Origin of the sequence: Neobacillus sp. D3-1R, from assembly GCF_052180215.1 — a bacterium.
Lineage (GTDB): Bacteria > Bacillota > Bacilli > Bacillales > Cytobacillaceae > Pseudoneobacillus.
Genome location: NZ_CP197471.1, coordinates 1,761,295 through 1,774,778 on the forward strand (window position 1 = coordinate 1,761,295; position 13,484 = coordinate 1,774,778).

General features: G+C 35.1%; 14 protein-coding genes. 8 read left to right on the forward strand and 6 right to left on the reverse strand.

The annotated features are described in order from the left end of the window. Positions 1–79: 79 nt before the first annotated feature. The 4 genes from ACSBPO_RS08925 (at position 80) to ACSBPO_RS08940 (ending at position 3,025) form a co-directional block, all read left to right on the forward strand. Positions 80–610: a CBO0543 family protein gene (locus ACSBPO_RS08925; RefSeq protein ID WP_442599707.1), complete on the forward strand. Its 531-nt coding sequence runs from the start codon at positions 80–82 to the stop codon at positions 608–610. A 27-nt stretch (positions 611–637) separates the two neighbouring features. Beyond that, positions 638–1,435, forward strand: a complete 798-nt coding sequence (locus ACSBPO_RS08930) for a nucleotidyltransferase domain-containing protein (RefSeq protein WP_442599708.1) — start codon at positions 638–640, stop codon at positions 1,433–1,435. 332 nt (positions 1,436–1,767) lie between these two features. After that, a complete protein-coding gene (locus ACSBPO_RS08935) occupies positions 1,768–2,298 on the forward strand; it encodes a GNAT family N-acetyltransferase (RefSeq protein ID WP_442599709.1) in 531 nt (176 codons plus the stop codon). Positions 2,299–2,332: 34 nt separating this feature from the next. Then, entirely contained in the window at positions 2,333–3,025 is a 693-nt protein-coding gene (locus ACSBPO_RS08940) for a Type 1 glutamine amidotransferase-like domain-containing protein (RefSeq protein WP_442599710.1), read from the forward strand. 507 nt (positions 3,026–3,532) lie between these two features. Here ACSBPO_RS08940 and ACSBPO_RS08945 read toward each other — a convergent pair. After that, positions 3,533–3,874, reverse strand: coding sequence for a cupin domain-containing protein (locus tag ACSBPO_RS08945; RefSeq protein WP_442599711.1), 342 nt, complete (start codon positions 3,872–3,874; stop codon positions 3,533–3,535). Positions 3,875–4,034: 160 nt separating this feature from the next. Here ACSBPO_RS08945 and ACSBPO_RS08950 point away from each other — a divergent pair, with 160 nt between their 5' ends. After that, the gene (locus ACSBPO_RS08950; protein ID WP_442599712.1) at positions 4,035–4,724 is read left to right on the forward strand and encodes a Crp/Fnr family transcriptional regulator; all 690 of its coding nucleotides are present in this window, start codon (positions 4,035–4,037) and stop codon (positions 4,722–4,724) included. Between the two features lie 43 nt (positions 4,725–4,767). Here ACSBPO_RS08950 and ACSBPO_RS08955 read toward each other — a convergent pair whose 3' ends face one another. From ACSBPO_RS08955 to qoxA, 5 genes are all read right to left on the reverse strand, one after another. Continuing rightward, positions 4,768–5,013 (reverse strand): amino acid decarboxylase, encoded by a 246-nt coding sequence (locus tag ACSBPO_RS08955; RefSeq protein WP_442599713.1) that lies wholly within the window; start codon positions 5,011–5,013, stop codon positions 4,768–4,770. 152 nt (positions 5,014–5,165) lie between these two features. After that, the gene (qoxD, locus tag ACSBPO_RS08960; RefSeq protein WP_442599714.1) at positions 5,166–5,474 is read right to left on the reverse strand and encodes a cytochrome aa3 quinol oxidase subunit IV; all 309 of its coding nucleotides are present in this window, start codon (positions 5,472–5,474) and stop codon (positions 5,166–5,168) included. A 1-nt stretch (position 5,475) separates the two neighbouring features. Further along, positions 5,476–6,081: a cytochrome aa3 quinol oxidase subunit III gene (gene qoxC / locus ACSBPO_RS08965; protein ID WP_442599715.1), complete on the reverse strand. Its 606-nt coding sequence runs from the start codon at positions 6,079–6,081 to the stop codon at positions 5,476–5,478. Next, complete coding sequence (qoxB, locus tag ACSBPO_RS08970) at positions 6,071–8,047, reverse strand: cytochrome aa3 quinol oxidase subunit I (protein ID WP_442599716.1); 1,977 nt, start codon at positions 8,045–8,047, stop codon at positions 6,071–6,073. Before qoxB ends, qoxC begins: the two co-directional genes overlap by 11 nt. Then, positions 8,037–9,023, reverse strand: a complete 987-nt coding sequence (qoxA, locus tag ACSBPO_RS08975) for a cytochrome aa3 quinol oxidase subunit II (protein WP_442599717.1) — start codon at positions 9,021–9,023, stop codon at positions 8,037–8,039. The genes qoxB and qoxA overlap by 11 nt, the downstream gene beginning before the upstream one ends. Positions 9,024–9,557: 534 nt before the next feature. Between qoxA and ACSBPO_RS08980 the strand changes: the two genes are divergently transcribed. The 3 genes from ACSBPO_RS08980 (at position 9,558) to ppc (ending at position 13,454) form a co-directional block, all read left to right on the forward strand. Then, complete coding sequence (locus ACSBPO_RS08980) at positions 9,558–9,977, forward strand: hypothetical protein (RefSeq protein ID WP_442599718.1); 420 nt, start codon at positions 9,558–9,560, stop codon at positions 9,975–9,977. A gap of 15 nt (positions 9,978–9,992) precedes the next feature. Then, positions 9,993–10,610: an NUDIX hydrolase gene (locus ACSBPO_RS08985; protein WP_442599719.1), complete on the forward strand. Its 618-nt coding sequence runs from the start codon at positions 9,993–9,995 to the stop codon at positions 10,608–10,610. An 81-nt stretch (positions 10,611–10,691) separates the two neighbouring features. Then, on the forward strand, positions 10,692–13,454 hold the full coding sequence (gene ppc / locus ACSBPO_RS08990) for a phosphoenolpyruvate carboxylase (protein ID WP_442599720.1): 2,763 nt from the start codon (positions 10,692–10,694) through the stop codon (positions 13,452–13,454). The last annotated feature ends 30 nt before the right edge of the window (positions 13,455–13,484 follow it).

The following is a 13,484-nucleotide window of genomic DNA, read 5'->3' on the forward strand; positions in this document are numbered from 1 at the left end:
ATGAAGTTGGGTTTAGATTAAGAAAAATAGGGATAATATTGTAAATAAATGGTAAGTAGATTAGGTTAAGAAGGTGAGTATGGTGAATGCCATTTATGCTTTCATCTGGTTGTTTATATTATGGAAATGGGGAGATTGGAGAAACTGGAAAAAGTACTATCCAACCATCCTTTTTTTTATCATAGGAGATTTTATTTACCTTTATCTATTATCTGACCATTATCCAATGTGGAAGTATAACCCTCAGGGCTTTGATGAAAATGCAGGTATTACCAATTCTCATGTTTCTTTGTCCATTATGGCTGTAAAGTACCCCGCAACTATTCTGGTTTATTTATCTAAATTTCCAGAAGGTAATCATATAAAACAAATATTCTATATCTTATGTTGGGTAGGTTTCTATGGAATAAATGAATTCATTGATACAAAACTTCATTTAATAAATTATTATAATGGCTGGAATTTTGGTTGGTCGCTTCTATTTAATGCAGTTGCGTTTATTATTTTAAGAATTCATTATCTTAGGCCACTATTGGCATGGTGTCTATCAGTCGTATTTATTCTAGTGCTTTGGAATGTTTTCGACGTTCCATCAAGTGTGTTTAGATAGATTTATATGGAGTATATGGAGTGGATTGTGTTGTATGAGCACATTTTAAAGTTGCTAAAACAGGTGGAAATAGAGTTTGAGGTAAAGGTTCTTTATGCATGTGAATCCGGAAGCAGAGCTTGGGGATATCCCTCAACAGAAAGTGATTTCGATATGAGATTCATTTATGTTCATCAACCAAATTGGTATTTATCGATTGATGACCACCGTGATGTAATAGAAATTCCAAAGAAGGATCGACTTTCAATCGAAACACATTCCTTATTAGATGTAAATGGGTGGGAGTTAAAAAAAGCCTTAAAGTTACTCAGAAAATCAAATCCAACCCTGCTTGAATGGCTTCATACAGATATGGTTTATTACGAAGCTTATTCAACTATAAATAGAATGAAGTGGATATCATCAAAAAACTTTGATCCCATACCTTGTTTATTTCATTATTTGAAAATGGCAAGACGAAACATAAAGGATTATCTTCATGGCGAGAAAGTCAAAATTAAAAAATACTTTACCATTCTTCGACCTATTTTTGCTGCAAAATGGATAAAAGAGTATGGTTCCTTTCCTCCAGTTGAATTTGAACAGATATTAAACGGAGTTCTTCAAGAAGGAGAGCTTAAAGATTACATTTTCTATTTGTTGGAAAGAAAAAAAGCGGGTGAAGAAGTAGATAAACAACCAAGAATAGATTACCTTCAGCACTCTCTTGAAGCTGAATTAATGGATATTGAAGCATATACGAAAAATATGAATCCAATAAAGGTCGAACCAACCAAACAGCTTAATGAACTTTTTAGAGAAACACTAACAGAGGTGTGGAAGTAAATTTTGTAGATGCTTTTCAAAGTAGAATTAAACTATATTTACGTTTAATAAATAATATAGCAGCAGCTATGGATATTATCTTTTGTAATAATAATGAAAAAACAAGCTGATTGAGCTTGTTTTTTCATTTAATAGGAACTAACTATTCTCCCCAATGTTATCTGTAAAATGACTAGATTCCAAGTAATGGATTATGATATTTTTGTAAGAGGAATAAAAGATGGAAGATGACTAACTCAAATGTAGGAGCAGAAAAATTGGTTAATAGAATCAATTAAAATAATGGAACCTCAACAAACCTGGCTTAACTATTTATAGAAAGGACTGTTCAAGTGCTTACCTTTAAAGAATGTCAAAAAGATCAACTGAATGAACTAGTTCATTTTTTAACATCTGAACCATGGCATTTTCATGGACAAGTAAACCCTAGTAAAGAATCGATAAGTAGTTCGTTTCAAAAAGGTTTTTATACAGAGAATGGGAATAGAACCTTCTGGGTAAGTGAAGATGGGCAAATCATCGGGATAATTCGATTGTTTGACTTGGAGGACCTTACTTGCCTATTTGATATTCGATTTAGAAGTTCGAGTCGAGGAAAAGGGCTCGGGGTAGAGGCCATTAAGTGGATAGCCGAGTATGTTTTTATAAATTATTCTCATATTCACCGGGTCGAAGGGCATACAAGACAGGATAATTTTGCGATGAGAAAAACTTTTTATAAAGCTGGTTATATAAAAGAGGCGTATCACCGAGAGTCTTGGCCACAAAATGGTAGTTTATTTGATTCTGTTGGTTATGCCATGACTCGTCATGATTGGGAAAATAAAACGGTAACGATTATAATGGATGATTTCCCTTATTGAATATGATTTAAAAAATATGAAAGTGAGATAATAAATGAGTAAATTGATTGTAATCGGCGGGGGATATAACGGTGGTGATTTTGATAAAGAACTGGAAACAACCATTCGAGGATTTATTCAAAATGATAAACCAAAGGTAATATTTATCCCTTATGCCTCACGAGATTTTATTGACAACTATAGAAGTTTTCGAGAAATATATGAGGGTCTTGGTTGTGTGGTGGATTTGCTTGAACCAGGGAAAGAAAGTACCTTACCTCATGCTGACCTAATTTACATAGGTAGAGGGTGGACGATACCATTAATCAAGACCTTAAAAGATACGAACGCAATTCATTTTTTAAATCAGGCATTGGAGAATGGCGCAATAGTGGCAGGGTTTAGTGCAGGAGCTCACTCATTATTTTCCCAAGCTGGAAGTAATGAAGAGGAGATTGGCTACACGATTGTTGAGGGATTGGGTTTTGTTCAAGGATGCATCATGTCTCATTATAATTATCAAGATAGAGCTGAATCATTTCATCAATTATTAAAAAAACATAAGATAGAAATTGGAATTGGATTAGAAGACCATACAATGTTGATTATAGAGGATGAGACGGCAAGACTCTATTCTTCAAAAGAAGACTCCAAGGTCTATGAAATTAAGCAATCTGATTCTGTTATCAATATTCAGCCTTTAAGTAATCACTTCTCAATAAATAAAGGAAAAAACGAATCCCTCTAAGAGATTCGTTTTTTTATCTGTAATCTTCAATTTTGTTAATTCATTTTCCATCTACTAATGTTTCGACTGATAAATAAATATATATATAGGATCAATAAAAAGTGATTGTCAATAACGAATTTGAAGGAAATATGAAATTTTTGTGAATAAATTCTGTCAATTCTGACATAAACAAAGTATAATAATACTAACTTAGAGTGAACGGAGGAATGGAATTTGGGCAAATTGCTTATGTACCTATACTTAGTCATAGCGTTTTATTGTTTTGTGAACGTTTACTTGACAGTTCAAGCACATGCATATCAGCACACTTTCCTAATGCTTGTACTAGCCTTTTTCAATATGGTACTTTTTACAATATTTCGCAAAGAAGTTAAACGTAGGGAAATGAAATCTTTTCAATAAAATAATGATTAGCAAAAGCGCAAACTGCCCCTTATTATTAGATAGTGTCTAATAATGAGGGGCAGTTGTTTGTTTTTGAGCACAATCTTTGAAATGTCCTGTTTAAATATTTTGAGCGTATCTTTCATCTGGAATTTTATTTAACATAACATATATGCTACATGGTTCATTACTTGTATTTTCAAATGCGAGATCTTCTTCAGATGAGGTATGAATAACATCCATCTCATTAACCGTCGTATTAACACCGTCAATGGTAAATGTTCCACTTCCAGCTAACATAAGTAAATAAACTTCTGTACCGGGATGTTTATGTGCCGGCAATTTTTGTCCTGGCATAAAGTTTAAGACAAATACAGTGCTTTCGCCTTTTTTATAGATAATTCGTTTTGTGAATTTTTCCTCATTATAATCTAAATGTTCTTGTAGAGATTTTCTTTCCATGATGTAACCTCCCATAATTTTCTTTTGCTTATGCCTTTATCATAATGGATTTTTACTAAAAATAAATTGATTTAAATCAAGATGATGATATAGAACACAGTAAATTCACAAATAATAGTGTATCCTTAATTTGGAGTAATCATAAGTTGAGGTGCTTATTATGTGTTGTGGAAAACAGCAACATGGCGGGTCTTGTGTTAGAACTGTTCCTGTATTTAAAGGATTAAGTGATGAAGAATTAATTGATCTATCGTCTGTGATTAAGAGTCGAACCTTTGCAAAAGGGGAATATATTTTTCGCGAAGGTGAGCTTTCTGATGCACTCTTCGTTGTCCATCAAGGAACGATAAAGGTCTCAAAGGTATCGGATGAAGGAAAAGAACAAATTCTAAGAATTCTTTTTCCAGGAGATTTTTTTGGACAGTACGCTTTATTGGACAATAAAATGCATTATGCGGATGCAGAGGTTTTAGAGGAAACAACAGTGTGCCTATTAAATAAAAATGATTTTAAAGGTATATTAGAGAGAAATCCAGTAATGGCTATGAATTTCATGCTGGCATTAAGTGAGTTGCTTCAAAAGGCTGATGAATGGATAGGAACCATTAGTTTACTAGAGGTAGAGCGAAGATTAGCGAAAGCATTATTATTATTTTTTGAAAAGGAGAGGGAGAAAGAGTTCTTTGAACTTCCAGTTCCTAAAAAAGACTTTGCTTCTTTGATTGGAGCAACACCAGAAACATTAAGTCGAAAACTAGTTTATTTGCAAAACCAAAAGATATTAGAATTAGATGGACGTCGCGGCATTCGACTTCTAAATCCGGAAAAACTTAAAGAAATAGTTGGATAATGCTTTACCATATTAACGCATCGGGGGTCTGACCCCCGGTGCGTTAATGCTTTAGTATGAGTAAGCGGAAGTGTTCTGGTCCGATTTCGTTTACGACGCAGTTTAGTCCAAGTTGTTCGACAGCTGCCACAAGTGGTTGGCCAGGTAAAGGAAGGTGCACCTCTATGATGGTTCCAGTCTCTGCTTCCTTTATAAATTCAATGATTTGAGCACGTGGATGAATTCCTTGTTTTATTAAATCTCTAGCATCGATGATGGCTCTTGAACCTTCTCTTTGAATGTTTAACATTTGTTTGCCCCTTTCATAAAAACTAGTTTAATCATAATCTGACAACCTGGATTCTTCCTTGATTTATATCAAGTATGATTGGAACTTATTAAACAGATATTTAAGGCAATAAAAAACGGAGTTCATATGAAATGAACTCCGATGCAATGACATTATAGATGACTATGACCGGAAGATAGTACCCAAACCGAGCCAGCGACAATCACCACAGCAGTAAAAATTGCATAAATAATGTTAATCTGCTGAACTCTACCATCTTTACCTTCATTTAAGTGCATGAACATCGTTAGCTGGAGAGTTGCTTGGATGATGGCTAATCCTCCAATAATGATTAAAATCATTGTAAACGATAAGTTGGTTTTTAATGCGACCCACACAGCGAAGAAAGTTAATGCTAAAGATGATATAAACCCAATGATATGGTGGACAGGGAATTTATGTGAATTCGTATGATTACTCATATTAGGACACCATCCCTGCTAAATAAACAAATGTAAATACAAAGATCCAAACGACATCAAGGAAATGCCAGTATAAACCGATAATAAATGCTTTACGAGCTGTAACAGGAGTTAATCCGCGAGTGAAGAGCTGGATCAATATTAGAATAGCCCAACCAATCCCCATTGTTACGTGTAAACCATGCGTACCAACTAGTACAAAGAAACTAGAAAGGAAGGCACTTGTCTGCATGGTTGCTCCTTCATGAACATAATGTGAAAATTCGTTAATCTCTAAAAATAGGAAACTAGCACCAAGGAGCAGTGTAATGATAAGCCACGTGATTAGACCTTTTAAGTTATGGCGACGCATTTCAAATATAGCAAGTCCGCAAGTAAAACTACTTGTCAATAAAATAAGGGTCATGATCATTGCATCTTTAAAAACGAATAGGTCCTGTTGTGTCGGTCCGCCTGCATGACGACTTCCTAAAACACCATACACGGAGAAAAGAGTTGCGAATAAAATCACTTCAGCTCCAAGAAAAATCCAGAAACCAAGAATATTTAATCGGCTTTGTTCGGTTTGGTATTCTAATGGTAGTGACGTATCCACATTAGCTGACATGATGATTCACTCCTTTCGAATTGTTTCTCCATTTACTTTCTGTTTTCTTAATTTCATCTATTTTTACATGGTATCCATCGTTATAGTCGAATGAGCGAATAATTAGGCCCACAAGAATTCCAACCGTTGCCACAAGAGCAGCCACCTTCCATTCAAATACAAGGAAGAATCCGACTATGCCGAAGACTACAGCCATATAAAAAGGTAATCCTGAATTACTTGGCATATGAATTTCTTCTAATTCTTCATCTTTTAAGGTTAGATCCTTATTTTGCTTTTTAAAGTGCCAGAAAGCATCAAGTGTTTTGACTTCAGGAACTATTGCAAAGTTATAGTGTTGTACAGGGGATGCTGTCATCCATTCTAGTGTTCTAGCATCCCAAGGATCATGGGAGATATTACGGCTAGAATAACGAGCACTCCAGTAAATGTTATAGCAGAAGAATGCAAATCCAATGGCTAAAATAGCTGATCCAATGGCCGAAACCAAGAATAATGGTGCGAACCCTGATTCTACTGAATAGGTATAGGAACGTCGAACAGCACCGTTTAATCCTAGGAAAAACATCGGCATAAAGGTTAAGTTAAATCCAATATTGAAAAACCAGAAGTGGAACTTACCAAGTTTCTCATTCAGCATATGCCCAAACATTTTTGGCCACCAATAGTAAAGGCCAGCAAATACTGCGTATACGACACCAGGAATTAACACATAGTGAAAATGTGCAACCAGGAATAACGTATTATGGTACTGAAAATCGGCAGCTCCCATAGCTAACATAACCCCAGTTACCCCACCAATAACGAAGGTAGGTACAAACGCTAGTGCCCATAACATGGCAGTCGTAAATCGTATTCGCCCTTTACGCATAGTAAACAACCAGTTGAAAATTTTAATACCGGTAGGAACCGCAATCATCATCGTTGTAATAGAGAAAACTGAGTTTACAAGGGGGCCGGAACCCATGGTAAAGAAATGGTGAACCCATACTAACATACTTAAGAAAGCAATCCCTACAATAGAAACAACCATCGATTTATATCCGAAAAGAGACTTTCGAGAAAAAGTGGAGATAACCTCAGAGAACATACCGAAAGCAGGAAGTACTACGATATAAACCTCTGGATGTCCCCATAACCAAAACAGGTTAGCCCAAAGCATATCCATACCGCCACCGGACACGGTGAAAAAGTGTGTTCCAAAAAGACGGTCAAATGTCATTAAAGCTAATGCAACAGTGAAAATTGGAAATGCGGCAACGATAATAACAGATGTGATTAAAGACGTCCAAGTAAACATTGGCATCTTCATCAAACTCATGCCTTTAGTACGCATTTTTAATATGGTTACGATAAAGTTAATACCTGTCATTAATGTACCGATACCTGCAATCTGTAAAGCAATCGCATAATAGTTATTCCCGATTCCTGGTGTGAATTCTTTACCCGCAAGAGGGAAGTAAGAAGTCCAACCAGCATCAGGAGAACCACCGATAACAAACGATATATTAAATAGCATGGCACCGCTAAAAAATAGCCAAAAGCTTAAGGCGTTTAATTGAGGAAAAGCCACATCTCTTGCACCAATCTGTAAAGGGATAACAACGTTCATCAAACCAATTAACATAGGCATCGCCATGAAGAGAATCATGATGACCCCGTGAGTTGTGAAAATTTCATTATAATGTTGAGCATCTAAAAATTGCATTTCTGGACGTGAAGTTTGGACTTTCATAAGTAGTCCGTCCATTCCGCCGCGGAAAAACATTAATACCGCGGAAAGAATATACATGATTCCAATTTTTTTATGATCAACCGTTGTTAGCCATTCAGTCCATAGCCAATTCCACTTTTTAAAATAAGTGAGTCCAGCCACAATACCGAACATCGTTAAAAGAATGGCAATTTGGGAACCGAGAATGAGAGGATCACCAGTAATAAAAAATTCATTCCATTTAATGCCCACTATGTCCACCTCCATTGGATTCTTCCTCTTGCATGTTGTGTCCTTCATGGTCACTAAGTTTACCATCTACTTGCTCTGGATCCTCGAATATTTGTCCAGGGTAACCGTGACCGCGATATAATTCAGGGTTTGTGTAGTCTTTTGAATTCATTTCAGCATGATTCACCCATTCAAGATGAGTATTTGAAAAAGTCATACGACCAAGATGGGTTGGTTTAAGTAATTCGTTATATTCTTTTTCCGTCAACTTTGGAGCTGTTTGCTTTGCTTCCTTTACCCATTGCGTAAACTCATCGTCTGTTTGAGCAAGGACTTCAAATTCCATCCCTGCATAACCTTTTCCATTAAAGTTCGTATTTCTACCAAGATAAGAACCAGGGTTATCAGCAAGGAGGATTAATTCTGTTTCCATTTTATTCATGGCATACTTTTGTCCACCTAATGCAGGAACCCAAAAGGATTGCATGGTACCAGCAGAAGTGAGTTTAAATTTAACAGGTGTATCTTCTGGAATATTTACATAGTTTATCGTTTCAATACCTTGTTCGGGATAACTGAAAATCCATTTCCAATCCGCGGCCGTAACATTAATTGTGATTGGCTTTTTATCTTCATGCCCAACTGGGACTTCTTCTAATGAATACAAGGTCTTAACCGTTGGAATAGTTAAAGCGACAAGAATTAGGATTGGAATTGCTGTCCAAATTATTTCTAATACCATGCTACCGTGTTCTTCAGGTGGCTCATAATCTTTATTTTCTGGTCTTTCTCTATATTTCCAGATAATGTAACCAAACAAGGAGAAAACGACAACCACTACAAGTAGCATCCAAATAAGAGACCAGTTAATAAGGTCCATAATACTTCTTGCAGCTGGTCCTTGAGGTTCAAAAACGACCATATTGGTTTCACAGCCTGCAAGCATGGATAGTGATAATACTCCTACAAGCCAGACAAAAAGTTTTTTCGATTTCATGTTGCAACTCCTTTCAGTTAAAAACAAATTATTTAGTAGAATAATAAATTGTTCAAAGATTGGACAAAGTTGAAGGTATTATTGTTCAATCATTCACATACTTTTGTACATTTGTTCACAAACTTGAACAAAAAGGAAGTAGTGAAAACCGCTATGTATTAAGTTTTCACTACACGTATGATGATAACATACCTTCTCGAAATTAAATGTGACAAAATTAGCAAGGAAGAATTTGGAAGTTTGCAAATGAGGATTTCTGTATTTTCTTTAACGTTATTTCTATGTGTGAATAATATTTTTAGAGTTAATCTTGTAAAAATTTACAATTTTTCGCGAGAGAAGTGAGAGATTCCGACAGGAACAATGATTATTTTACAAACATAATTTTGTTTATATAATTCGTAACAATTTAGACAAAATTATATGAGTTAGATAAGAATGGCTTTTGATTAGATGTTTTTAAAAAAGTGAAATCGATGGAAATCAACCTATTATTATTGGTATGATTAAAGAAAAAATATTGGGGTAAATAGGATGCATACAAAACGATTATTAGGTTTTATTTCAGGTTATTTTAGCATGTCAATATTTTTACATAGCATAAAAGCTTATGCTATGGGTGTACAGCTCCAATCAGCAGGGGAAAGAATAGGAGCTGTAGGCACTGGTTTAGTTATTCTTCTTCTTATCATGATCATTTTAAAAAAATGGTTCTCTCCATCCTTTTTTCACGGTTTCTTAGTAGCAACTGGTCTTTTTTTAAGTTTTGATATAGTCGTATTTCATTGGTTTTTCCATTTACATAGAATTACTAGTGGTCCTGAAGCCAATTGGTTAGAGCCAATATTTGTAGTATTTGGTATAGCTTTATTCTTTTATGGATTAAAAAGGGAAAAAACAACAAAGCTTTATCAAGAAACAGCTGTGAATGAAAATGTCTATAGTGCTAAATAAGGTGAGGTGTTGCTTATGGATATAAAGAAAGTCCAATCTATATTAGAAAGTCATCAGCCGAAAATTTTGGGGAGTGAGAGTTTTTCTAGATTTGCTATCTTTCTACCGTTAATTCAGAAAGAAAATGAAATACATGTACTTTTTGAAGTTCGTTCACATCAATTAAGGAGACAGCCAGGAGATATCTGTTTCCCAGGTGGAAGAATGGATCCGGATGATAAAATAGAAAAATTTACAGCCATTCGAGAGACAATGGAAGAATTAGGTTTAAATCGTGAAGATATTTCAGACGTGTTTCCATTGGATTATCTCGTTTCTCCTTTTGGAATGATGGTGTTTCCATATGCGGGTTTCATTAAACAAGAAAAGTTTCGACTAAATAAGGCTGAGGTAGAAGAAGTATTTACTGTTCCTCTATCTTTTTTCATAAAAAATACCCCAAGAATATATCGGGTAAACTTTAGAGTTGAACCTGAGGAAGGTTTTCCTTATGAATTATTAGTTGGAGGAAAAGACTATAATTGGCGTGCCAGACAAATGGAAGAATACTTTTACCTTTATGATAATAGGGTAATTTGGGGATTAACAGCTAGAATTTTATTCCACTTTATTGAGATCATTAAAAACAAATGATGGATTTTACTACACTAAATAGTTAAAGATATGTTATATTATTTAAATATTCTAAAATCTTATCAGGGAAGGTGATACGATATGACGACAGAAATGAAAGTAAACGACAGCAGCCTTCCGTTACGACGGGATGTTAAAATGCTAGGAAATATACTTGGTGAAATCCTAGTTTATCATGGGGGATTAGAACTATTTAATAAAGTAGAAAAAATTAGAGAGATGTGTAAAGCTCTTCGAAATCAAAATGATGATGTAAATTATTTAGCACTAAAACAAGAAATCACAAATCTTGACCCCAATCTCAGAAAACAAATCATACGAGCGTTTTCTGTATACTTCCACTTAATCAATGCTGCGGAACAAAATCATCGAATCCGTCGTAGACGTGAATATCAATTAAAATCAGATGTGAATGTACAGCCAGGGTCTATAGAGAGTGCGATATTTTCCCTCCAGGAAAATAAAATAAGTTCAGAGATATTACAAAATGTCTTAAATACAATATCTCTTGAACTGATTATTACTGCGCATCCTACGGAGGCAACAAAGAGATCCATTCTTGAAATTCAAAAGAGAATTGCGGATATTCTTAAAAGCTTAGACAATCCACTAATTTCAAAAAAAGAACGCCAAAAAATGGAGGAGAGCTTGTTTAATGAAGTGACCGTTCTTTGGCAAACAGATGAATTGAGACATACAAAACCAACTGTTATGGATGAAGTGAAAAATGGTCTCTATTATTTTGATCAAACTCTTTTTGATGTTCTACCAGAAATTCATCAAGAGGTGGAAGATTCACTTAAAGTACATTACCCTGGACAGGATTGGAAGGTACCTCATTTCCTGCGTTTTGGTTCATGGATTGGTGGGGACCGTGATGGAAATCCAAATGTTACACCAGAGATCACATGGGAAACGCTAAATCGTCAAAGAAGACTAGTATTAAAAAAATACAAAGTCGTATTAGTTGAATTAATGAAACGTTTTAGTCACTCGTCAACAAGAGCAAACGTTAGCCAAGAACTTTTCTTATCCTTAAAGGAAGATGAAGAAAAATATTTATCTATAGATCAACGATGGCCAAATGAAATAGAGGTGTATCGCCGTAAATTTGCCATTATGATAGAAAGATTAAAGCAAGTAGGTAATTCAGAAATAGGTTATTCTTCAGCCGATGAATTTCTTCAAGATCTATTAATGGTCCAGAGAAGCATCTATCATCACCATCCAACCAATCATGAATTGAAAATGCTCCAAAAATTTATTCGTCAAGTTCAACTATTTGGTTTTCATTTGGCGACCTTGGACATTCGTAATCATAGTGGTGAGCATGAAGCTGCCATTGCAGAAATTTTGCGAAAGGTTGGAATCACTGATAACTACCCAACCCTATCTGAAGACGAAAAATTAGATCTGTTACAAAATATTTTAAAAGACCCTAGACCACTGTTACTTTTACATGAGGATTACTCAAGGGAAACACAAGAGATGATAAAGGTATTTCAACTGATTAAAAAAGCACATCAAGAGTTTGGGAAACGGTCTATTTATGTTTATTTAGTAAGTATGACTCAATCTGCAAGTGATTTGCTTGAAGTGTTAGTGCTTGCTAAAGAGGCCGGTATTTACCGCCTTCATACGGATGGAACAGTTGAAACGGATTTAAATGTTGCGCCATTATTAGAAACCATTGATGATTTAACTGCTGGCCCAAAAATTATGGAAACTCTTTTTCAAATGCCTGTTTATCGGAAGCATCTGGAAAAGTTAAATGACCAGCAGGAAATTATGTTAGGTTATTCAGATGGAAGTAAAGATGGAGGAACCTTAACGGCTAATTGGAAGTTATATAAGGCACAAATGGAAATCCACGCCATGGCGAAAAATTATAAAATTAGCCTCAAATTTTTCCATGGAAGAGGGGGTTCTTTAGGTCGTGGAGGCGGTACCCTTCAAAGAAGTTTACTATCTCAACCGGCTGAAACATTAGGGGATGGTGTGAAAATTACAGAACAAGGTGAAGTATTATCTTCACGCTATCTACTCGAAGATATTGCTTATCGAAGTTTAGAACAAGCTACTTCAACGTTATTAAAAGCATCTGCTCATGTTTTAAAAGAGTCGGAACAAGGTCGTATTCGTGAAGCACGTTGGGTAGATGCGATAGAAGAAATATCAGCTGTTTCTTTAACAAAATATCAATCTCTTGTCTTCCAAGATCATGACTTTATAACTTATTTTAACCAAGCAACCCCATTGAAAGAACTTGGTGAACTTAATATTGGATCACGTCCTATGAGTCGTAAAAATAGTGCGAAATTTGAAAACTTAAGAGCGATACCTTGGGTATTTGCCTGGACACAAAGCAGGCAGTTGTTTCCTGCTTGGTATGCAGCAGGTACTGGACTAGATAGTTATGCTTCAAAAGGTAAAGAAAATATAAAAATTCTACAAGAAATGTATGAGCAGTGGCCATTTTTCCGTTCAACGATTGATAATTTACAAATGGCATTAATGAAAGCTGATATTACAACTGCAAAAGAATATGCAGCCCTTGTAGATGATCAACAAGTCGGGGAGAGAATCTTTAACAATATAGTGGAGGAATACAATAAAACGAAAAAGGTCCTTCTAAAAATAACGAAGGATGAAGAATTATTAGATCAAACACCTAATATTAAAGACTCCGTTCATCGTAGAAATCCATACGTAGATCCGTTAAATTTTATACAAGTCGAACTAATTAAAGAGTTGCGTAAATCAGATGAACCAAATGATGAATTATTAACTCAAGTCTTATTAACCATCAGTGGAATTGCTGCAGGATTAAGAAATACGGGTTGATCAAGTATGTACAAGTAATAAATTACCTTT